Origin of the sequence: uncultured Jannaschia sp. (assembly GCF_947494025.1) — a bacterium.
In the GTDB taxonomy this organism is placed as follows: Bacteria; Pseudomonadota; Alphaproteobacteria; order Rhodobacterales; family Rhodobacteraceae; genus Jannaschia.
Genome location: NZ_CANLTQ010000005.1, coordinates 194,542 through 214,534, shown reverse-complemented (window position 1 = coordinate 214,534; position 19,993 = coordinate 194,542). Strand labels below are relative to the sequence as shown.

The 19,993-nt window shown below is 68.1% G+C and carries 18 protein-coding genes and 2 tRNA genes; 7 read left to right on the top strand and 13 right to left on the bottom strand.

The window, feature by feature from the left end:
* Window position 1: 1 nt before the first annotated feature.
* Window positions 2–634 (top strand): RNA-binding protein, encoded by a 633-nt coding sequence (locus Q1B08_RS10150; RefSeq protein WP_299817759.1) that lies wholly within the window; start codon window positions 2–4, stop codon window positions 632–634.
* Window positions 631–3,084 (top strand): translation initiation factor IF-2, encoded by a 2,454-nt coding sequence (gene infB / locus Q1B08_RS10145; protein WP_299817756.1) that lies wholly within the window; start codon window positions 631–633, stop codon window positions 3,082–3,084. Before Q1B08_RS10150 ends, infB begins: the two co-directional genes overlap by 4 nt.
* A 1,419-nt stretch (window positions 3,085–4,503) precedes the next feature.
* On the opposite strand, the gene Q1B08_RS10140 is transcribed toward infB, so the two are convergent.
* From Q1B08_RS10140 to dapF, 7 genes are all read right to left on the bottom strand, one after another.
* A complete protein-coding gene (locus tag Q1B08_RS10140) occupies window positions 4,504–5,271 on the bottom strand; it encodes a cytochrome c1 (protein WP_299817852.1) in 768 nt (255 codons plus the stop codon).
* A gap of 54 nt (window positions 5,272–5,325) precedes the next feature.
* Entirely contained in the window at window positions 5,326–6,687 is a 1,362-nt protein-coding gene (locus Q1B08_RS10135) for a cytochrome b N-terminal domain-containing protein (protein WP_299817753.1), read from the bottom strand.
* Between the two features lie 12 nt (window positions 6,688–6,699).
* A complete protein-coding gene (gene petA / locus Q1B08_RS10130; protein WP_299817750.1) occupies window positions 6,700–7,287 on the bottom strand; it encodes a ubiquinol-cytochrome c reductase iron-sulfur subunit in 588 nt (195 codons plus the stop codon).
* Between the two features lie 155 nt (window positions 7,288–7,442).
* On the bottom strand, window positions 7,443–7,880 hold the full coding sequence (locus tag Q1B08_RS10125) for a GNAT family N-acetyltransferase (protein ID WP_299817747.1): 438 nt from the start codon (window positions 7,878–7,880) through the stop codon (window positions 7,443–7,445).
* On the bottom strand, window positions 7,877–8,476 hold the full coding sequence (locus tag Q1B08_RS10120) for a glutathione S-transferase family protein (RefSeq protein ID WP_299817743.1): 600 nt from the start codon (window positions 8,474–8,476) through the stop codon (window positions 7,877–7,879). Before Q1B08_RS10120 ends, Q1B08_RS10125 begins: the two co-directional genes overlap by 4 nt.
* Window positions 8,477–8,556: 80 nt before the next feature.
* Window positions 8,557–9,807: a tRNA (N(6)-L-threonylcarbamoyladenosine(37)-C(2))-methylthiotransferase MtaB gene (gene mtaB, locus Q1B08_RS10115; protein ID WP_299817740.1), complete on the bottom strand. Its 1,251-nt coding sequence runs from the start codon at window positions 9,805–9,807 to the stop codon at window positions 8,557–8,559.
* Window positions 9,804–10,625, bottom strand: a complete 822-nt coding sequence (dapF, locus tag Q1B08_RS10110; RefSeq protein ID WP_299817737.1) for a diaminopimelate epimerase — start codon at window positions 10,623–10,625, stop codon at window positions 9,804–9,806. Before dapF ends, mtaB begins: the two co-directional genes overlap by 4 nt.
* 84 nt (window positions 10,626–10,709) lie before the next feature.
* Here dapF and Q1B08_RS10105 point away from each other — a divergent pair.
* Window positions 10,710–10,785 (top strand) — tRNA-Lys (locus tag Q1B08_RS10105).
* Window positions 10,786–10,812: 27 nt separating this feature from the next.
* On the opposite strand, the gene Q1B08_RS10100 is transcribed toward Q1B08_RS10105, so the two are convergent.
* Window positions 10,813–11,403 (bottom strand): lytic transglycosylase domain-containing protein, encoded by a 591-nt coding sequence (locus Q1B08_RS10100; protein ID WP_366140000.1) that lies wholly within the window; start codon window positions 11,401–11,403, stop codon window positions 10,813–10,815.
* 122 nt (window positions 11,404–11,525) lie between these two features.
* Between Q1B08_RS10100 and Q1B08_RS10095 the strand changes: the two genes are divergently transcribed.
* Together Q1B08_RS10095 and Q1B08_RS10090 are read left to right on the top strand one after the other, a co-directional pair.
* Window positions 11,526–12,395: a lysophospholipid acyltransferase family protein gene (locus Q1B08_RS10095; protein WP_299817734.1), complete on the top strand. Its 870-nt coding sequence runs from the start codon at window positions 11,526–11,528 to the stop codon at window positions 12,393–12,395.
* Between the two features lie 25 nt (window positions 12,396–12,420).
* A complete protein-coding gene (locus Q1B08_RS10090) occupies window positions 12,421–13,821 on the top strand; it encodes an L-serine ammonia-lyase (RefSeq protein WP_299817731.1) in 1,401 nt (466 codons plus the stop codon).
* A gap of 121 nt (window positions 13,822–13,942) precedes the next feature.
* Here the strand turns inward: Q1B08_RS10090 and Q1B08_RS10085 are convergent, their stop codons facing one another.
* The 5 genes from Q1B08_RS10085 to Q1B08_RS10065 form a co-directional block, all read right to left on the bottom strand.
* Window positions 13,943–14,494, bottom strand: coding sequence for a class I SAM-dependent methyltransferase (locus tag Q1B08_RS10085; RefSeq protein WP_299817728.1), 552 nt, complete (start codon window positions 14,492–14,494; stop codon window positions 13,943–13,945).
* 10 nt (window positions 14,495–14,504) lie between these two features.
* Window positions 14,505–16,043 (bottom strand): glycosyltransferase family 2 protein, encoded by a 1,539-nt coding sequence (locus tag Q1B08_RS10080; RefSeq protein ID WP_299817725.1) that lies wholly within the window; start codon window positions 16,041–16,043, stop codon window positions 14,505–14,507.
* A complete protein-coding gene (locus tag Q1B08_RS10075) occupies window positions 16,040–17,191 on the bottom strand; it encodes a GSCFA domain-containing protein (RefSeq protein ID WP_299817722.1) in 1,152 nt (383 codons plus the stop codon). The genes Q1B08_RS10080 and Q1B08_RS10075 overlap by 4 nt, the downstream gene beginning before the upstream one ends.
* 3 nt (window positions 17,192–17,194) lie before the next feature.
* Window positions 17,195–17,839 (bottom strand): FkbM family methyltransferase, encoded by a 645-nt coding sequence (locus Q1B08_RS10070; protein WP_299817719.1) that lies wholly within the window; start codon window positions 17,837–17,839, stop codon window positions 17,195–17,197.
* Between the two features lie 72 nt (window positions 17,840–17,911).
* On the bottom strand, window positions 17,912–18,931 hold the full coding sequence (locus Q1B08_RS10065; RefSeq protein WP_299817716.1) for a LacI family DNA-binding transcriptional regulator: 1,020 nt from the start codon (window positions 18,929–18,931) through the stop codon (window positions 17,912–17,914).
* Window positions 18,932–19,025: 94 nt separating this feature from the next.
* On the opposite strand from Q1B08_RS10065, the gene Q1B08_RS10060 reads away from it, so the two are divergent.
* Both Q1B08_RS10060 and Q1B08_RS10055 read left to right on the top strand, forming a co-directional pair.
* Window positions 19,026–19,102 (top strand) — tRNA-Arg (locus Q1B08_RS10060).
* A 444-nt stretch (window positions 19,103–19,546) separates the two neighbouring features.
* A complete protein-coding gene (locus Q1B08_RS10055) occupies window positions 19,547–19,972 on the top strand; it encodes a hypothetical protein (RefSeq protein ID WP_366139999.1) in 426 nt (141 codons plus the stop codon).
* Window positions 19,973–19,993 lie beyond the last annotated feature (21 nt).

Here is a 19,993-nt window from a genome sequence, read left to right as displayed (position 1 = left end):
CTTGAGCCGCGGGGGCCGAAACAAGTCGCGCGACGAACCTGAACGTCGCTGCATCGTAACGGGCGAGACCGGTCCGAAGTCCGGTTTCGTGCGCTTCGTCGTGGGACCGGAGGACGTGATCTTTCCGGATGTGACCGGCAAGCTGCCAGGGCGCGGAATCTACGTGTCCGCGGACCGGGGGGTCTTGGAAAAGGCCGTCGCGAAGCGCATGTTCTCGAAGGGCGCGAAAAAACAGGTACGCATTCCCGAGGATCTGGTCGATCAGGTCGAGGCCGGCCTTCTGAAGCGTCTTCAGGACGCGATCGCCATCGCCCGCAAGGCGGGACGCGCGGTCGCGGGCTACGAGAAGGTCAAGGCAATGCTCGACCGGGAGGAGGCGCGGGTCCTCCTGCAGGCGACCGACGGATCGGAGCGCGGCAAGGGCAAGCTGTCGACGCCGCAGGGCGGAAAATGGATCGGCTTCCTGACCGCCGACGAGCTCGGCCAGGCCTTCGGGCGCGACCGCGTGATACACGCTGCGGTGGCATCTGGAACCTTGGCGCAGCGTATTGTAGAGGAAGCCGCGAGGCTTCAGGGCATGAGACACACAGAAGGCGGCATTCCGGCCGCCGAGAGGGAATCGAAGAACGCATGAGCGATCAGGACGGCAAGAAACCACTTGGCCTAGGCGGCGGTTCGAGAAGCGGAACCGTGAAGCAGAGCTTTGCGCGCGGACGCACGAACAACGTCGTCGTCGAGACCAAGCGCAAGCGCGTGCAGGTGCCGAAGCCCGGCGCCCAGAGCGCCGCCGCGGTGAACGCCCAGGGCGGCCGCCAAACCAGCACCACCGATGCGGAGATGGACCGCCGTCTCCGGGCACTGCAGGCCGCCAAGGCCCGCGAGGCCGAGGACAACGAGCGCCGCGCCGCCGAGGAGCGGGCCCGCGAGGAAGAGCGCAACCGTCGCCGCGCCGAGATCGAGGCCAAGGAGCGCGAGGAGCGCGAGCGGGCGGAGCTTGCCCGCCAGCGCGCCGAGGAGGACGAACGCCGTCAGCGCGAGGCCGTCGAGGCCAAGACGCGCCCCGCCGAGCCGACGCCCGCGCCGGCGGCCGCGGAACCGCGACAGCGCAATCTCGGACCCGATGCGCGCCCCGGCCGCACCGATGCCCCCCGCAAGCGGGACGACGATTCAGGCAAGCCTCGCGGCTCCGACCGCCGTGTCGGCAAGCTCACCGTGAACCAGGCGCTCGCCGGTGGTGAAGGCGGTCGGCAACGCAGCCTCGCGTCCATGCGCCGCAAGCAGGAGCGTCAACGCCGCAGCGGCGGCGGCGCGCAGCAGGAGAAGGTCACGCGCACGGTGCAGCTTCCCGAGACGATCGTCGTCTCCGAGCTCGCCAACCGCATGACCGAGCGGGTTGCCGCGGTCGTGAAGGCTCTGATGCAGAACGGCATGATGGTCACGCAGAACCAAGTGATCGACGCCGACACGGCGGAACTCATCATCGAGGAATTCGGCCACCGGGTGCAGCGCGTCTCCGAGGCGGATGTGGAACAGGTCATCGACCAAGTCGAGGACAAGGCCGAGGATCTGCAGCCGCGCGCGCCGGTCGTCACCATCATGGGCCATGTCGACCACGGCAAGACCTCGCTTCTGGACGCGATCCGCAAGACCAAAGTCGTGTCCGGTGAGGCAGGCGGCATCACGCAGCATATCGGTGCCTATCAGGTCGCCGTCGGCGATACGAAGCTGTCCTTCCTCGACACGCCCGGTCACGCCGCCTTCACCTCCATGCGTGCCCGCGGCGCGCAGGTGACGGACATCGTGGTTCTGGTCGTGGCCGCCGATGACGCGGTCATGCCGCAGACGATCGAGGCCATCAATCACGCCAAGGCCGCTGGGGTCCCGATGATTGTGGCGATCAACAAGATGGACAAGCAGGGTGCGGATTCGAACCGCGTGCGGACCGAACTGCTTCAGCACGAGGTCGTCGTGGAGGAAATGTCCGGCGACGTGCAGGACGTTGAGGTGTCCGCCCAGACCGGAAAGGGTCTCGATGGGCTTTTGGAGGCGATCGCGCTGCAGGCGGAGATCCTCGAGCTGAAGGCCAACCCGAACCGGGCGGCCCAGGGGGCGGTGATCGAGGCGCGGCTCGACGTGGGACGCGGTCCGGTCGCGACCGTCCTCGTTCAGAACGGCACGCTCCGCCGGGGCGACATCTTTGTCGTGGGCGAACAATGGGGCAAGGTCCGCGCGCTGGTCGACGATCAGGGCAACCGCGTGGACGAGGCCGGGCCGTCGGTCCCCGTGGAGGTCTTGGGCCTCAACGGGACGCCCGAAGCGGGCGACGTGTTGAACGTCGTCGAAACCGAGGCGCAGGCCCGCGAGATCGCCGAATACCGGGAGCATGCCGCCAAGGACAAGCGTGCCGCCGCGGGTGCCGCGACCACCCTCGACCAGCTCATGGCCAAAGCCAAGGAGGATCAGGGCGTCAGCGAACTGCCGATCCTCGTCAAGGCTGATGTGCAGGGTTCGGCCGAAGCGATCATGCAGGCGATGGAGAAGGTCGGCAACGAGGAGGTCCGCGTCCGCGTGCTTCATTCGGGCGTGGGCGCGATCACCGAGAGCGACATCACCCTTGCGGAGGCCTCCAAGGCGCCGGTCATCGGGTTCAACGTTCGCGCCAACGCGCCGGCGCGCGCGGCGGCCAACCAGAAGGGCGTGGAGATCCGGTACTACTCGGTGATCTACGACCTCGTGGACGATGTGAAGCAGGCGGCGTCCGGTCTTCTCTCTGCGGAGATCAAGGAGACCTTCATCGGCTACGCCGAGATCCGGGAGGTCTTCCGCGTTACCGGCGTCGGCAACGTGGCGGGTTGCCTTGTCACCGAGGGAGTCGCGCGGCGCTCCGCCGGCGTGCGTCTGTTGCGCGACAACGTCGTTGTGCATGAGGGCACGCTGAAGACACTGAAGCGATTCAAGGACGAGGTCCGTGAGGTCCAGTCCGGTCAGGAATGCGGCATGGCGTTCGAGAACTACGACGATGTTCGTCCGGGCGACGTGATCGAGATTTTCGAGCGCGAGGAGGTCGAGCGCAGGCTCGACTAATGCCTGCCTTGCCGGAGCACGACGAAGGGCCCCTTGAGGGCCCTTTTTCGTGTCCGTGCCCTACTGCGGCGGGTGCGCCGTGAAGACCGCGCGCGTCCGACCGGATCTCTCAGGGCGTGGCCGGGCCCCGATCGACGGGTTCGTCGCGGCTGCGTCAGTTCGGCCTGCTCCCGCAAGCTGAACGCAATGGGGCCAGCGCCTCTACCCATCTGGGGCGGTCGACCAGCACGGCGTTCGCGATCTCCCACGCCGTCGACGCAAGCCGACGTCACAGAAGGACGAGAAGCTCTTACAAGAGTTCCGTGTTCCCGAAGGCCGCCCTGGTCATGTTCGACAACGTGACGAAAAGGGACAGAGGAAGGCCAAGGCGGGGCCGACCGACGCGGCAAGAACCTAACCGGGTGGCTTAACCGAAGCCCGGGGAACCCGGCACCGCGCCCGTCGACCGACGCCAAATACCAACGGCATCATCTGTTGACCTGCGCCCTGCCGCGCAAGTGTGATAGAGGGGACGTGCTCTGGGGTGGCGAGGAGAGCGTTTCAGGGGTTGCCGCAGATATCGACGATGGCGTCGTAGCGGTCGAAGACGCGGTTCGCGAGGCGGTTCTGGCGGAGCTATTGCCAGATGTTCGACCGGGTTCAGCTCCGGGCTGTAGGGCGAGAGCGTCAGCAGCGTGATGATCCCCGGCACGACGAGGTCCCTGAAGCTGTGCCAGCCGACACCATCGAGGACGAAGATGGTATGCGCGCCGGGCGAGACGTGCCGGCTGATCTCGGCGAGGTGTGCGCTGATCGCACCTGTATTGACGTAGGGCATGACGAGCGCGGCGCTGGCGGGGCAGACGGCGCCCTGGCCGGCTCCGTCAGGGTCCGGGTCCTTCAGGGCGGTGTCCGGCGCAACACGAACGTTCCCGGCCGGGAACGCCATGGGCGGTGCGGGCTCGCCCGATATTCCCGGTGCGCGACCCCGCCGCTTCGGGGCGATCGCCCCACCCGTTCACGGCGATCGGGCACCGGCCGGATGGCCGGACTTGTGCCGACCCCGACCCCCCGCGCCGCCGCCCGGCGCGAATGACCGGCGGAGATGCGGGCGAGGATCCGCTTGCGACGATCCATCGTGTAGAATGCGTCCATGTTCGATCTCCCGCCGAAAGCGAACCGCACGGACGACCCCGCGGGAATCCCCCGTGAGTCGGGACGGAGGCAAACCGCTTTGAAGCGGCCAGCAGACCCACGACGATCACGATCCGTCCTGCGGCAGGGCAGGCCGCCCGGATCGCGCGGGCCGTGGAAGGCAGTCTACGAAACTTCGACATGCGGACACTATCTCGGCCCGCAGGGCGATATCACCAAAAATTGCGAACGAGAAAGGCCGGCCTCGACGGAAGCCGGCCCGACCGATGCCGTTGGCGGCGCGTCTTAGGACTTCTTGGAACCCTTTACGCGCGACCAGACGCGCTTGTTCGTCAGATACAGCAGAACGGACAGCACACCGAGCGCGACGATGGCCGTCATTCCCATCTGCTTCCGCGCGGCGAGCTTCGGCTCCGCGGTCCACATCAGGAACGCAGCGACGTCCTTCGAGGCGTTCACCAGATCGGCGGGGGCGTCGTCGTCGAAGGTGACGTAGTCGTCGCCCAGCGGCGGCGGCATGCTGATCCATCCGCTCGGGAACGCGGTATTCTCGTAGAGGATCGTGCCCGCCTGTTCCCGCTCCTCTCCGGTGTAGTTCACGAGCAGCGAGGCGATGTATTCCGGTCCGCCCATCCCGTTCACGATCTGGCTGAGACCGAGGTTGTACGGCCCGTGGAAGCCGGCTCGTGCCTTCGCCATCAGCGACAGGTCGGGGGCGCCCTGAGAGTTGTTCTCCGGAAAGTTGTCCGTCGGCGTGGCCGGGCGGAAATCGCCGACCGGATCGGGGTCGTTGAGCGCGGGATCGTAGACCTCGATCGTGGAAGCGTAGGCCTTCACCTGTTCTTCCGAGTAGCCGAGCGCGCCCTCGTCGCCGAGCGTCCGGATCGGAACGAACTTCAGCCCGTGGCACGACGCGCAGACCTCGGTATAGACCTTGAGGCCACGCTGCAGCTGGTTCTGGTCGTAGGTGCCGAACAGTCCCTCGAACGAGAACTCGTAATCGGTAATTTCCTGATGCACCCCCTCCTCGGCCGCGACGGCGACCGAGGTCATGAATGCGAGAGCCGCGAGGGCTTTGGTGCAGGTCGACAGCATCTGTCCCTCTCCTTATTCGGCCGGCTTGGCGGATTTCTCGCCCGGCAGGCGCATTCCGGTCGCGTCACCCGTCTCGCCGTAATGGCTGGCGAAGTCGGCCTCGATGGTTTGCGGCCGCGCGGTGGGCTTCTCGATCACGCCAAGCAGCGGCAGGATCACGAGGAAATAGGCGAACCAGTAGGCCGAGGCGATCAGCGAGATCGACGCCCACGGCTCCTCCGCCGGCATGGAACCGAGCCACATCAGCAGGATGAAGTCGAAGACGAGAAGCCAGAACCACCACTTGAACATCGGGCGATAGCGGCCGGAGCGGACCGACGACGTGTCAAGCCAGGGCGCGAGCGCCATGACCACGATCGCGCCGAACATCGCGAGCACGCCGAAGAACTTGGCGTCGACGATGCCGCCGGTCAACCAATTCGCCGCGATCACCACCCAGACATCGCCGGTAAAGGCCCGCAGGATCGCGTAGAACGGCAGGAAGTACCATTCAGGTACGATATGCGCCGGCGTCGCGAGGGCGTTCGCCTCGATGTAGTTGTCGGGGTGGCCGAGATAGTTCGGCATGAAGCCCACGATCGCGAAGAAGGCGAGCAGGATCACGGCGAGCGCGAACAGATCCTTGATGACGAAGTAGGGCCAGAACGGCAGCGTGTCCCGGGCCGCTTCCTCCTTGGAGGTACGGCGCACCTCCACACCCGTCGGGTTGTTGTTGCCCGTGGAGTGGAACGACCAGATATGCACGATCGTCAGGCCGAGGATCAGGAACGGCATCAGGTAATGCAGCGAGAAGAAGCGGTTCAGCGTCGCGTTGTCGACCGCCGGTCCGCCCAGCAGCCAGGCCTGGATCGACTCGCCCACGAAGGGCACCGCACCGAAAAGGCCGGTGATCACCGTGGCGCCCCAGAACGACATCTGCCCCCAGGGCAGGACGTATCCCATGAAGGCCGTGCCCATCATCAGCAGGTACATGACGATGCCGATGATCCACGTGACCTCCCGCGGCGTCTTGTAGGACCCGTAATAGAGATTGCGGAAGATGTGCGCGTAGACCGCGACGAAGAACAGCGACGCGCCGTTGGCGTGGATGTAGCGCAGGGCCCAACCGCCGTTCACGTTGCGCATGATATGCTCGACGCTCGCGAAGGCGTAGTCGACATGCGGCGTGTAGTGCATCACCAGCACGATGCCGGTCACGATCTGCAGAACCAGCGTGAAGGTCAGGATGATGCCCCAGATCCACATCCAGTTCAGGTTCTTGGGCGTAGGGATGTAGAGCGTGTCGTAGATCAGGCTCAGGATCGGGATGCGCCTGTGCACCCAACGCTCGGCGTCGGAATGCGGTTCGTAATGGTCGTGCGGAATGCCAGCCATGTCGGTGTCCCCTCAGCCAAGCCTGATCGTGGATACGTTCGTGAACTCCGCCAACGGCACCGGAAGATTGGTCGGGGCAGGTCCGCGCCGGACACGGCCGGCAGTATCGTAATGGGAGCCGTGACAAGGGCAGAACCATCCGCCGAAATCGCCCGCATCGCCAAGCGGCACGCATCCCAGATGCGTACAAACGCCGATCATGACGAGCCACTCGCCGTCGACCGCCTCGCTTCCGGTTGCCTCGAACGCCGCCAAGGCGCGGTTCTCGTCGACGGCGGGGACACCCGCCTCGAGATTGGCGTTCTGCGCATTCGGATCCGGCAGATCGGAAACGTCCACCCCCCGGGCGTCCGCAATCTCCTCGGGCGTGCGCCGGCGGATGAAGACCGGCTTGCCCAGCCATTTCACGGTCAGCTGCGTGCCCGGCTCCAGGCCCGAGACGTCCACGTCGATGGAGGCCAGCGCCTGCACGTCGGCGGAGGGGTTCATCTGGTTGACCAGCGGCCAGACGGCGGCGCCGCCGACCACGACGCCGGCAGCGGCCGTCGCGTAGTAGAGAAAGTCGCGGCGGGTGCCCGCGTGATCGTCGGCATGTGACACGAAGCCATCTCCCGGTCTGGTGTCGGCCCCGATGGAACCGATCGTCAAAGCAGCGAGTCGGGCATGGGGATGACCCCCATGCCCGCATTTCGTTTCCTTTAGCGCAAGGTCGGGGCGGAGTTCCAGCGGACAAACGCGCGCATCCGCGTCGAATGTCAGCCTATGGCCCCGAGGTCGCGGTCCATGTCGCGGTGCGGGATGCCCGCGTCGTCGTAGACCGGCCCCCGCGCCACGAAGCCCAGTCGCGCGTAGAAGCCGATCGCGTCGGTCTGCGCGCCGAGCGTTGCGCGGCGAAACCCCCGCGCCGCGAGCGCGGCCATCGCATGCCGCATCAGCGCCGCGCCGAGCCCCGTGCCCCGGGCCCGGCGCAACACGGCCACGCGCTGGATCTTGGCCACATCGCCCTTCGGCAGGACGCGCAGCGTGGCGACCGGCCCCTCGGGGTCCGTGACGAGCCAATGCAGGCAGTCGCCATCCCGGCCGTCCACCTCGTCGGCGAGCGAGACATTCTGCTCCCCGATAAAGACCGCTGCCCGGATGGCGAGCGGCGCGGCGAGGTCGGTGACCTCTTCGATCGTCGGCCCCTCGGTCAAGCGGGCTTCGTCACCTGCATCGCGTCGCGCGCCGCGAAGCGCGCCTCCCAGGCGGCGAGCGTCGGCCGCCCTTCGCGCCAGGCCCGGTCGTCCAGCCGGAAATCGAGATAGCCGAGCGCGCAGCCAACCGAGATTTGCGCCATGTTGAGCGGTCCTTCCAGCAGCGGCATGGAGCGGTGCTCCAGCGCGTCGAGCGAGCGGGCGATCTTGGTCCACTGCGCCTCGAACCAGTCCGGCCACCAGAGGGTCTCCGGCCGCAACCGCTTCTCGTAGACGATAGCGAGCGCCGCCTCCAAGATCGCGTCGGCATTGGCCTCGAGCGCCAGCACGTCCCAGAGCCGCGCCTCCGGGTAAAGCCTGGCGCCCGCCCGGTGGTCGAGGAATCGACAGATCACGCGGCTGTCGTGGATCGCGGGACCGTCGTCGCGCACGAGGACCGGGATCTTGCCCGACGGGTTCGCCGCGTTCAGCACGGCCTCGCCGCCCATCGGGCTCGAGGTGACGGCCCGGATCTCCACGTCGGTCTGCTTCGTCTCGAGCAGGACCACGCGGACCTTCCGCACGAAGGGCGAGGCAGGGGAGGACAGGACGTGCATGCGAGATCTCCGGATCCTTGGCCGGCGGAGCCTAGCGCCGGGTCGGACCGGGTCCAAGGTCCAATCCGGGTCCGACCGCTTCAGACACTCGCCGTCAGGGACCGCCCCGCGACGCCGGTGATCCGCGCGGGAATGATCGCGCCAACCGGCTGATCCGTGTCGAAAGCCACCTCTGCGAATTGCGCCGTGCGGCCCATCCGGGGCGATTCCATCAGAACGGCGTGGTCGCGGCCCACCTGCGCCGCGAGGTGCCGCGACACGGCCGCCTCGCCCGCCGCGCGCAAACGCGCGGCCCGCGCTCGGATCGTGGCCCCGTCGACGGCCGGCATCCGGGCGGCCGGCGTGCCCGCGCGGGGCGAATAGGGGAACACGTGCAGCCACGTCAGGTCGCACTCCTCCACCAGCCGCAGGGAGTCCGCGAACTGCGCTTCAGTCTCCGTCGGAAAGCCCGCGATGATGTCGGCGCCGAAGGTCATGTCGGGGCGGAGCCGCCGCGCCGCCTCCACGAAGCGGATCGCATCGTCGCGCAGGTGCCGCCGCTTCATTCGCTTCAGGATCAGGTCCGCGCCGTGCTGTAGCGACAGGTGGAGATGCGGCATCAGCCGATCCTGCTCGGCGATGGCACGCATCAGCGCGTCGTCCACCTCGATCGAGTCGATGGAGCTGATCCGCAGCCGCGGCAGGTCGGGGACGAGCCGCAGAATGCGCAGGACAAGGTCGCCCAGCCGCGGCCGCCCCGGCAAATCCGCGCCCCAGGAGGTGAGGTCCACGCCGGTCAGCACCACCTCGTTGAACCCCCGCTCCGTCAGGCGCCGGATCTGGTCGACCACGACGCCGGCGGGCACGGAGCGGCTGTTCCCGCGTCCGTAGGGAATGATGCAGAAGGTGCAGCGGTGGTCGCAGCCGTTCTGGACCTGCACGTAGGCGCGCGAGCGCGTGCCGAACCCGTCGATCAGGTGACCGGCGGTTTCCGTCACCGACATGATGTCGTCGACCTGCACCGGCTCGGTCCCGCCGGTGGCGAGGCCGGCCCAGGTCTCGCGGCGCATCTTTTCCACGTTGCCGATCACCGCGTCCACCTCGTCCATCGCGGCGAAGCCGTCGGGGTCGGTCTGCGCGGCGCAGCCGGTCACGACGATGCGCGCACCCGGATGGTCGCGACGCAGGCGGCGGATGTCCTGCCGTCCCTTGCGCACCGCCTCGGCGGTCACGGCGCAGGTGTTGACGATCACCACGTCCTCGAGCCCGGCCCCGGCGGCCAGCTCGCGTATCGCCTCCGTCTCGTAGGCGTTCAGGCGGCAGCCGTGATTCGACAGGATCGGCGCGCTCATGCCGCACCCCGGGGCCAGACGCCCTCGAAGACATGCGCGGTCGGGCCGGTCATCCAGACGCCGTCCGCGCGCCAGTCGACATGGATCGTCCCCCCATCGAGGTCGATCCGCACGGACCGCCCCGTCAGCCCCCGGCGCGCAGCGGCCACCGCCACGGCGCAGGAGGAAGAGCCGGAGGCGAGCGTCGGGCCCACGCCCCGCTCCCACACCCGCATCCTGAGGTGGTCGGGCGCGACGCAGTGCGCGACCTGCACGTTGGTGCCCTCGGGGAACAGCGCGTGCCGCTCGAAGGCGCCGAAGGCGGCGAGGTCGGCGGCCTCGGCATCGGTGACGAAGAACGTGCAATGCGGGTTGCCCATCCCCGTCGCGACCGGATCGCCGTCAAGCGGCAGGTGCAGCAGGTCGACCTCGCGCGCCAGCGGCACGTCGCGCCAGTCGAGGATCGGCGCGCCCATGTTCACCGCCGTCAGCCCCGCGTCGCGCACCTCGGCGCGAAGCAGGCCCCGTTCCGTCCGGATTGTGAGCCGTTCCGTTCCCCGCCGCGCCATCTCCCGGGCCGCGACGCAGCGCGTGGCGTTGCCGCAGGCGCCAGCCGTGCTGCCGTCCGCGTTCCAGAAGACGAGCGCGAGATCCGCTTCCGCGTCGTCACGGATCACGGCCAGTTGATCGAAGCCCACGCCGAAATGCCGATCGCCCATCGCTCGCGCCAGCGCGGTGTCCACGGCGGGTCCGGTCGCGCGCTCGTCCACGACGACGAAGTCGTTGCCGAGGCCGTGCATCTTCATGAACGGCAGGCCGTCTCTGGGGGTGCGGGTCATGGGCGCGCAGATACGCGCCGCGTCGCGATTTTGAAAGGGGGCCGCTTGACGGCCCCCGACCCCCCGTTTAGGAGCCGCTTCAGAGAGCCGATAGCTCAGTTGGTAGAGCAACTGACTTTTAATCAGTAGGTCCAGGGTTCGAGCCCCTGTCGGCTCACCACTCCCCCCGAAGGCGTCGCCCGTAGTTTCAGTCGCAGGTTTCCGCGCCGATCAGGGCCGCGAATCCGACGGCCGGCTTGCAGGTCTCCGACACCGCGACGATTCGGCCATGCCCGTCGAGCGGGGGCAACTCCCGCAGACCGGCGTCGTAGTTCCTCCACAGCGCCCCGCGCAACCCTGTGGCCAGAAGCAGGCCGCGCCGCTTGGCCTCGTGGTAGAAGCCGCGGGCGTACCACATCATCGCCGCCTCCTCGTCGCCGTCCGCGACCATCCACGCGCCGCGCAGATAGCGGGTGGAGTATTTCAGCGCCGTGTCCGCCTCGAGCAGATCCTGCGGACTGCCCTCGAAGTTCATGTTGCGCGCCGTGGCGGGCAGGATCTGCATCATGCCCCAATACGGCCCGTTCCGGGCGCCGACGCGGTAGTCGCTTTCCCGCTGGATCACCCGATGCACGAGGCTGCGCGGGATCTCGTAATGGTCCGCCCACTTGTTGATCAGGGTCCGGATCTCCGGCGTCTCGCCCGGATGGAGGCTGTGGGTCCGGAAGGACATCTCCGGTTCGGGTGCGCTCGCGCAGGCGGCGAGAAGAAGCAGAACGGAAAAAAGGACGTAGCGCATCGGAACCCCCGGTGTTTCCGGTTCCGGTAGCAAATGCCCCCGCCCCCCGGGAGTCCCCGGATTCGGCATCGGCGGCGCTCCGCGCTTGAAAGGCGCGCCCCGATCGGTCAACCCCGGCAGCCATGAGAGATCTCGTCTACCGGCTGCAGGCCTACGCCCTGCGCGGGCTCCTTGCCTGCCTCCGTCCGCTGTCCATGCCCGCCCGCCGGCGCATCCTTGGCACGGTGACGGAGTGGGTCGTGCGCCTTTCCCCGCTCCGCCGCCGGGTGCGTGCGAACCTGCGCCGCGTCTGGCCCGACATGGCCGAGGCAGAGCGCCGCCGGCTGTCGCACGAGGTCGCCCGAAACGTCGGCCGCACCCTCGCGAGCGTGTGGTTCAACGAGGACTTCGCGAAGGAGACGGCGGTTCTCGACGCGCATGGCGACGGGCTCGCCGCCCTGCGCGCCGCCCGGGCGGAAGGGCGCGGGGCCATCCTCCTGTCGGGCCATTACGGCCAATGGGAGGCGGTGCGCGCGATCCTCCGGCGCGAGGGGATCGAGGCGGGCGCGATCTACCGGCCGAACAACAACCCCTATTACGACCCGATCTTTCGGCGCGGGCTGGAAGCCGGGGGCCGACCGATCGTGGCCAAGGGCCGTGCCGGCAACCGCGACCTTCTGCGCGCGCTGCGGGGCGGCGCGGTGATGGCCATCCTGCCCGATCAGTACGTGAAGGGCGCGCCCTATCTGGATTTTCTCGGTCATCCCGCGCGCACTTCGCTCGCAGCGGCCGAACTGGCGCTGCGCTACGACCTGCCGCTGATCCCGACCTTCGCCCCGGAGATCGACGGCCGGCCCGTCGTCACGCTCGAGGCGCCGATCCCGCATACCGACGCGGCGACGATGATGCAGGTCTTCAACGACCGCCTTTCGTCATGGGTGGCGCAGCATCCGTCGCAATGGTACTGGCTCCACCGTCGCTGGAAGAGCAAGGGCGGGCGTGCGGCCCGCTAGCCCGCCGGCCGATCCCGAGGCGCCCATGTTCCTGAGCATCTTCGACATCTTCAAACCGGGCATCGGCCCCTCCTCCTCGCACACGATGGGTCCGATGGTCGCGGCCCTGCGCTTTCTTCGCGCGCTCGCGGGCGGGGCGGAGCCGGAGCCGGGCGCGGGCCCGCCCGCGCATCTCACCGCGACGCTGCACGGCTCGCTCGCCTGGACGGGCAAGGGCCACGCGACGGATCGGGCGGTCTGCCTCGGTCTGCTCGGCTTCGACCCGGCGAACATGGACATGGACCGCGCGGAGACGGCGCTGGACCGGCTCGCGGCAAACCGGACGCTCGCGCCCGAGGGGCTGCCGGAACTGCGTTTCGACCCGGCGGAAGACGTGGTCTTCGACTGGGGTCCGCCGCTGCCGGGCCATGCCAACGGTCTCGCTTTGCGCGCCTTCGACGCGGCGGGCCACCTCCGCATGCAGGAAACGTATTATTCCGTCGGCGGCGGCTTCGTCGTCACCGCGCGCGAACACGAGGCGCCGCCCGATCTCGGCACGGCCAAGGCCGAGGCGGGCTTCCCCTACCCGTTCGGCACCGCCGCCGAGATGCTGGCCATGGGCGCGGAATCAGGTCTCGGCATCGCGCGCATGAAGTGGCGCAACGAGGCGGTGCTGACATCCGAGGCGGAGCTCGGCCGGCGGATCGACGCGATCTGGTCGGCGATGAACGACTGCATCGACCGGGGCCTTCGGCAGGACGGCATCCTGCCCGGCGGCCTTTCGGTCCGGCGCCGCGCGCGCGCGATTCACGCGCAACTGCAGACGGAAGCGGGCCGCAACCTCGCGCAGCCGCATGTCTGGAGCGACTGGCTCTCGGTTTACGCGATGGCCGTCAACGAGGAGAACGCGGCCGGCGGCCGGGTCGTCACCTCCCCCACCAACGGAGCCGCCGGCGTGGTACCCGCCGTGATCCGCTATTACCGCGACCATTGCGTCGGCGCGACGCCGGAAGGCATCCGCACGTTCCTTCTGACGGCGGCGGCCATCGGCGGACTGATCAAGCACAACGCCTCGATCTCGGGCGCCGAGGTCGGCTGTCAGGGCGAGGTGGGCAGCGCCTCCGCGATGGCGGCGGCGGGGCTCTGCGCGGCGCTCGGCGGCAGCAACGCGCAGGTCGAGAACGCCGCCGAGATCGCGCTCGAGCACCATCTCGGCATGACCTGCGACCCCGCGGCGGGTCTGGTGCAGGTTCCCTGCATCGAGCGCAACGGACTCGGTGCGATCAAGGCCGTCTCCGCCGCCTCGCTCAGCCTGCGCGGCGACGGCGCGCATTTCATGCCGCTCGACAATTGCATCGAGGCGATGCGACAGACCGGGCGCGACATGTCGGAGAAGTACAAGGAGACGAGCCAGGGCGGCCTCGCGGTGAATCTGCCGGAGTGTTGATCCTTTCGGACGTCGGTCGCGTCCTCGCAGCATCGGCGCGGATCCTGCGACGGTCCCGCCCGGCGGCACGTCGAGCAGCCCCCAAACCCGACGCGGAGGTCCGGTATCGCCATCCGACGCCCTAGCCGGCCAACCTGATCACGTATTGCTGCCCCATCGTCTCGAGCGCGGCGCGATCGCCCAGCCGCGCCACGAGGCGGCCCACGGCGTCCTTCACCGGCGTCCCCTCCCCGTCGCTCCAGTGATAGTCGTCGCCCGCGATCACGCCGCCGGGGCGGACCTTGCGCGAGGCCAGATCGAGATCGGTGTCGACGAAGGGCGCGTTGTGGTTGCCGTCGATGTAGATCCAGTCGAGGCTTCCGTCCGCCATCTCCGACAGCGCCGCCTCCGACGTGGCGCGTTGCAGCACGACGCGGTCGTCGCCGGCAAAGCGCGCGGCGACCGTCTCGTACATTTCCGGCATGCGCTCGGCGTTCTTCTTTCGCCCGAAACCGGTATTGTTGAAGCGCGGATCGTATTCCCAAGGGTCGATCAGGTGCAGGCGCGCCGGTGCGCAAACCTCGAGGATGATCTCGCTGAACCGTCCCTCCCATACGCCCACTTCCGCGCCGGTCCCGCCCTTCGGCAGTGTCTCCAGCATCCTCCGCCGCGTCTCGTCGCGCTTTCCGGCCATGATCGTCCTTTCAGGCGGTCCCGTCCGCCGGTTCCGTCGCGCCGAGCGCCTCGCGCAGTGCCCGGTAGGCGGGCACGTCCATCAGCGCGGCGTATTGCGCGCGGTGCCATTCCACACCCCGCCGATGCAACTGCCGCACGCCCCGGTCGGCCCGCAGCTCCGCCAGCGCATCCTCGAAGCCGGGCACGACCGGCGGGGCGTCGCGACCGCCGCCCATGTTCCACTTTTCCCAATAGTCCCGGCCCAGATCCTCGCCCACATGGTTCGCCCGGCCGCGGTTCTTCTTGAGGATATACGCCTCCAGCGAGCGGAGCGGATAGTGCCGCAGATAGGCCGCGTCCTGGCAGCCGCCCCAGGGCATGGCCCAAACCTGCCCCCGGTTCATGCGCCCGGAAAGGTCCGTCCCGTCGGGCGCTTTCCAGACGATCCGATCCACCCATTCGTCTCGGATTCGAGGACGATGCAGTCCGAGATGATACATTGTTTCCAATTTTCGGAAGAGCGTCTTGACCTCCCGCGCTGGTCGGCCGCCCCGGCGGGGCAACGGCTCGCAGCGTGTGAACTGCGCGGTCACGAGCCGGTCGGCGAAGGCGGTGACGCCGCCATTGCCGAAGACCTTCCACGGAAAGCTCACCACGTCCGTCTCCGGCCCGAGTGTGCGCAGGAGCCCCGGAACCGTGCCGTCGCCCGCGCGGATGTCAAGGAACTCGTCCACGTCGGCGATGAAAATCCATTCGGCCCGAAGGGTCGCGATGTGATCCTTCGCCCATTTCAGCGCCGACTTGTGCGGTCCGCGCCGCAAAACGCGGTTCGGCTGATGGGTCAGCACGCCCCGCGCCTGCAGCCGATCGAGCAGCGCGGTGGTGCCGTCCTCGCAATCGTTGGTGAAGATCAGGAAATCGTCGAACCCGAGCGCGCGGTGATGGGCGAGCCATTCGAGAATGTAGGGCGCCTCGTTCTTCATCGTCGAGACGACGAGGAACCGTCCCTCCGGCCGGGGCGCGAGCCGGACGGCATCGGGCAGGCGGAGCGTCCAGTATTGCCCCCGCGTCTCCACCGTGGCGCCGGGCAGGCGAGCGGCCAGGTCGGTCACGGCGGCGCGGACCGGGTGGCCGAGTTCCGCGCCCCAGTGCCAGCCGGCCCCGGCCACGATGCCCCCGGGCCGCACGACGCGCGCGGCGACCTCCAGATCGGCCAGGATCGTGTCGTAATGCTTGCCGCCGTCGAGCCAGAGCCAGTCGAGCGCGCCGTCCCCCATTCCGGCCAGCGCCTCCGCCGAGGTCGTGCGCAGGATCGTCGCGTCCGGATAGGCGGTCGCGACCGCCGCCGCCTGCGCGTCCCGCGTCGCCTGCGGGATCGCCTGCGCCAGCGCGCGGGCATCGCGCACGGCGTCCTCGGTCCAGGGATCGACAAGGGTCAGTGCGGCAGGTCGCGCGATCTCCATGAGCGCGGCGGTGTGATGGCCCGCATGGGTGCCTGTTTCCGCCCCCCGCGCCGCTTTCGGCAGCGTTTCCATCGCCGCGCGGGCGTTGTCGCGCACCGGCTTCACGCGCGCAGCGTCTCGGCCAGACGCTCGACCTCGGCGCGGATCCCGGCCTCCATCTCGGGATGCCGCGCGATCCTGCGTTTGGCGAGCACGCGGGCGACCTTGCCACTGTCGGCCTCCCGGATGGCCGTCTCCAGCCGGTCGGAGACGAGCCCCGCTGCCGAAAGCGCGGCAAGCCAGTGGCGGCGCATCTCGTCCTCGCTGGGCTGCCGCTCGCACCAGACCTGCTCGAAGAGCATCATGATGTAGTCGAGGACCGCCTTGGGGAGATGCCGCCGGTCACCCTTGAATGGCGAGTGGAAGACGTCGGTGACGATCTCGTAACTCGGCCAGTAATGCAGCACGCCGTCGCCGCTCGCCTCGGGGCCGAGTTCGCGCATCAGCTCGTCGATGGCGACGCGCAGGACGCTCTTCGACACGGCATTCGCGCTGATGCAGGAGACGGGGCGGAACGTCGCGATCAGCGGCACGGGCGACAGCGTGCAGATGATCCGGGCTTCCGGGCGATGGCGGCGGATCAGGTCGTGGATCGCGCGGATGTTGGCCTTGTTCTCCTCGACGGTGGTGACGCGGAACTTGTGGCGCGACGGGTCGTAGACGTCCTGCGGGATCGACCGCCAGAACACGCCGCCCGACACCTCGTCGTACCACACCTCGGACAGTCCGAAGGTCAGGATGAACAGGTCGGTCCGGGCGAAGATCTCCTGCGTCTGGCGCCGCACTTCCTCGTCGTAGCCGTAGCTCTCGGCGGAATAGCCGTGCCAGAGCTCCTCCTCGAAGCGCGCCCCCTCGAAGGCCCACTCGAATTGCTGGCGGATGACGAAGGAGTTCACCATCCCTTCGCCGCACTTCACGACATAGGCGTTCGAGCCCTCGTCGCGGGTCAGTACCGAATAGTTCCGCGCGGCCAGCCAGTTCGAGATGTTGGCCGCGAAGCAGGAGCCGAAGGCGGTGATCCGCGTCTCGGGCGTGATCATCGGCTGCTCCGGCTGCCAGCCGTCGACGACCCATCGGCGCGCGGCGTCCGGCGTGGCCATTCCGGCGCGGTCCGGCGTGAAGTTGGTATGCGCGCCGCGGAACCACGTGCGGTGCACGCCCTCCTTCCGGGTATGCTGGAACTCGAGTGCGTTGGCAGCGGGCGTGTCGTTCATCGCTCAGCTCCGTCCCGGCGGCATGTCGAAGCGCGGATCGTCCGCGGGCAGGAACAGCACGTCCGACATGCGCGGCGCACGCGTGAGACCGGACAGGAAGGAATGTACCTCGAAGCCATGCACGGCCATGAAGGCGATCACCTGCGAAAAGCGGTAGCCACCCGCGAAGCGCTTCTTGATCGAAATTTCGGCTACGACGAACTCGCAGCGGGCGAGCGTGGCCGTCGCGCCCTGCAGCACCTCCAGCTCGTGCCCCTCCGTGTCGATCTTGAGACCGATGGGCCCGGGCAGGCCGTCGGTCAGGCTGTCGAGCGTGCGAACCTCAACCTCGCGCCGCTCCAGCATCGCCGTCTCGCCCGTCCGCGCGCCCCCGGTGCTTCGCGCCAGCCGCCGACGGTCGACCGAAAGCGTCATCCGGCCCGGCGCCGCGCCGAGCGCGCAGACGTGGAACGCATGGTCGAGCCCCGGCCATCGCCGCGCCACGGTGTCCCGGCTCTCCTCGAGCGGATCGACTAGAAGGAACCGCCGGTCGGGGAAGCTCTCGTAGAGGAAGGGCGTGCCCGCGAGGACACCGACGTCCACGATCGTAGGCGCGGCGAAATCGTAGCCGCGGAAGTAGCTGGCCTGCATCTTGTCCGGCATCGCCATGGCGTGATCCTCGGGGCATCGACGCGCAATCGCGCCTCCACCCCTCGCTCGCGGAAGATCGTTAACCTGAGGTTAACGCATCGTGTCGCCGGGCAGGAACGTCGGCACCAGTTCCACACGTCGGTCCTCGCCGGCGAAGCCGTGCTCGCCAAGGATGATCCGTGCCGCGATCTGACCGGCCTCGCGGCGGCGGCTGTTTACGGTGGCCAGCTGCCTCGGCAATCCGTCGAGCAGGGCGAAGGCGTTGAACCCCACGAGGCCCAGCGCATTCCCCACGTCGAACCCTTTCTCCAAAACGTAGAGCAATCCGCCCCCACCGGTCAGATCGTTGGTGTAGAACAGGAAATCGAGGTCGGGCGTGCGCGACAGCATCTCTGCCGTCATTTCGCGCCCCTTGCCGAAGGCGGATTGCCCGGAATAGGCCATCTGGTCGACGACCGGCACCTGCGCCTCGCCCAGCGCACGCTCCAGTCCCTCCAGCCGCTTCCGGGCGCGATGGTCGCCGTCCACCTTCGTTCCAAGCACGCCGATCCGCCGATAGCCGCGCCGAACGATCTCCATGCCGACCTGATAGCCCGCGCGCCAATGGCTGATTCCTACGGCGGCGTCGACCGGCTCGCCGTCGACATCCATCACCTCGACGACGGGAACGCCGGAATTGGCGAGCATCGCGCGGCTGGCCTCGGAATGTTCGAGCCCCGCGACGATCACGCCGGAGGGCCGCCAGGACAGCATTTCGAACAATGTCCGCTCCTCCTTTCCGGGGTCGTAGCCGGTGGTGCCGACGACGGGCTGGAGGGCGGTGTCGCCCAGCACCTCGTCAACACCGGCCAGCATCTCCGGGAAGACGAGGTTCGACAGCGACGGCACGACCACTGCGACCAAATTCACCCGGTTCGACGCGAGGGCCCCGGCGATCTTGTTGGGGACGTAGCCCAGCCGTCGCGCCGCCTCGAGCACCTTGGCCCGCGTGCGGTCACTCACGTCGCCGCGGTTGCGCAGGACGCGGCTGACCGTCATCTCGCTGACTCCGGAGGCTTCGGAGACGTCCCGAAGCGTCAGGTGCCGGTGTCGGTCGTTGCGGCGCGTCACGCGGGAAACCTCATCGAGCGGGATCGGAAATCCCGTGTTACCGCGCTGCCCCGGCTGTGGACAAGCAGACCCGTTGGCGGCTATTCGGGCGCGGGGTCCCGTGGCTCAACTGGATAGAGCAATCCCCTCCTAAGGGATAGGTTGCAGGTTCGAGTCCTGCCGGGATCACCAGCCCAAGTGTTACGGTATAACATCTCTACTGTTACAGTGTAACTTCCAGGCTCGATGTCAGGTTTCGTTCAGACGAGTCACGTCTTGGCGATCGCCCCGATCTGGAGCGACGGCGCGGACCATCGGGACAGACAGAATGACCAGGTACACACGCATCCCGACAGCCGCCGAACGACGCCATGGAGATTGCAGGGTGTGACATCGACGACCTCCAGTTGGCGCCGATCCCGATGAGCTCTGAAACCCGTTCGGACGGGACGTCCCGGTCTTCGACAAGAAACCTTTCGCACGGCTTTTCGACGGCAGGCCGAGCAGAACGTGATATTTGCCATCTTGCACCCCGTCGTCACGGCCGGGTGAAATCGCCTCGAATTTGCGTCGAGCCCCTCGGGATCCGCGATCTTTCGTGCTATATGGTCCTCAGTAAATCTGGGAGATTCACCAATGATGAACCGACGCCAGACCCTCGCGCTCGCCACCGGCCTTCTGGCCGCCCCGTCCGTGCTTCGGGCTGGAACCGCCCCCATCAGGATCCGCGACCTTTACAACAAGGACCGGACGATGTCGGATCTCGCGCTCTCGCTCGTCGACACGCGGACGACCTTCGAAGGGTTCATGGCCCCGCCGCTGAAGGCCGATTCCCGGTTCTTCGTGATGACGAAGATGCCGATGTCGGTCTGCCCGTTCTGCGAGACCTCGGCCGAATGGCCCGACAACATCCTCGCCGTCTATACCAAGCGCATCGTCGACGTGGTTCCGTTCAACGTCGGGATCGAGACGCGCGGCGTGCTCGAGATCGGCGAATACCGCGATCCCGATACCGGCTTCGTCTCGATGGTACGCCTGGCCGACGCCACGTATGGGCGCTAGCGGGCCAGGCCTGCGCGTCGA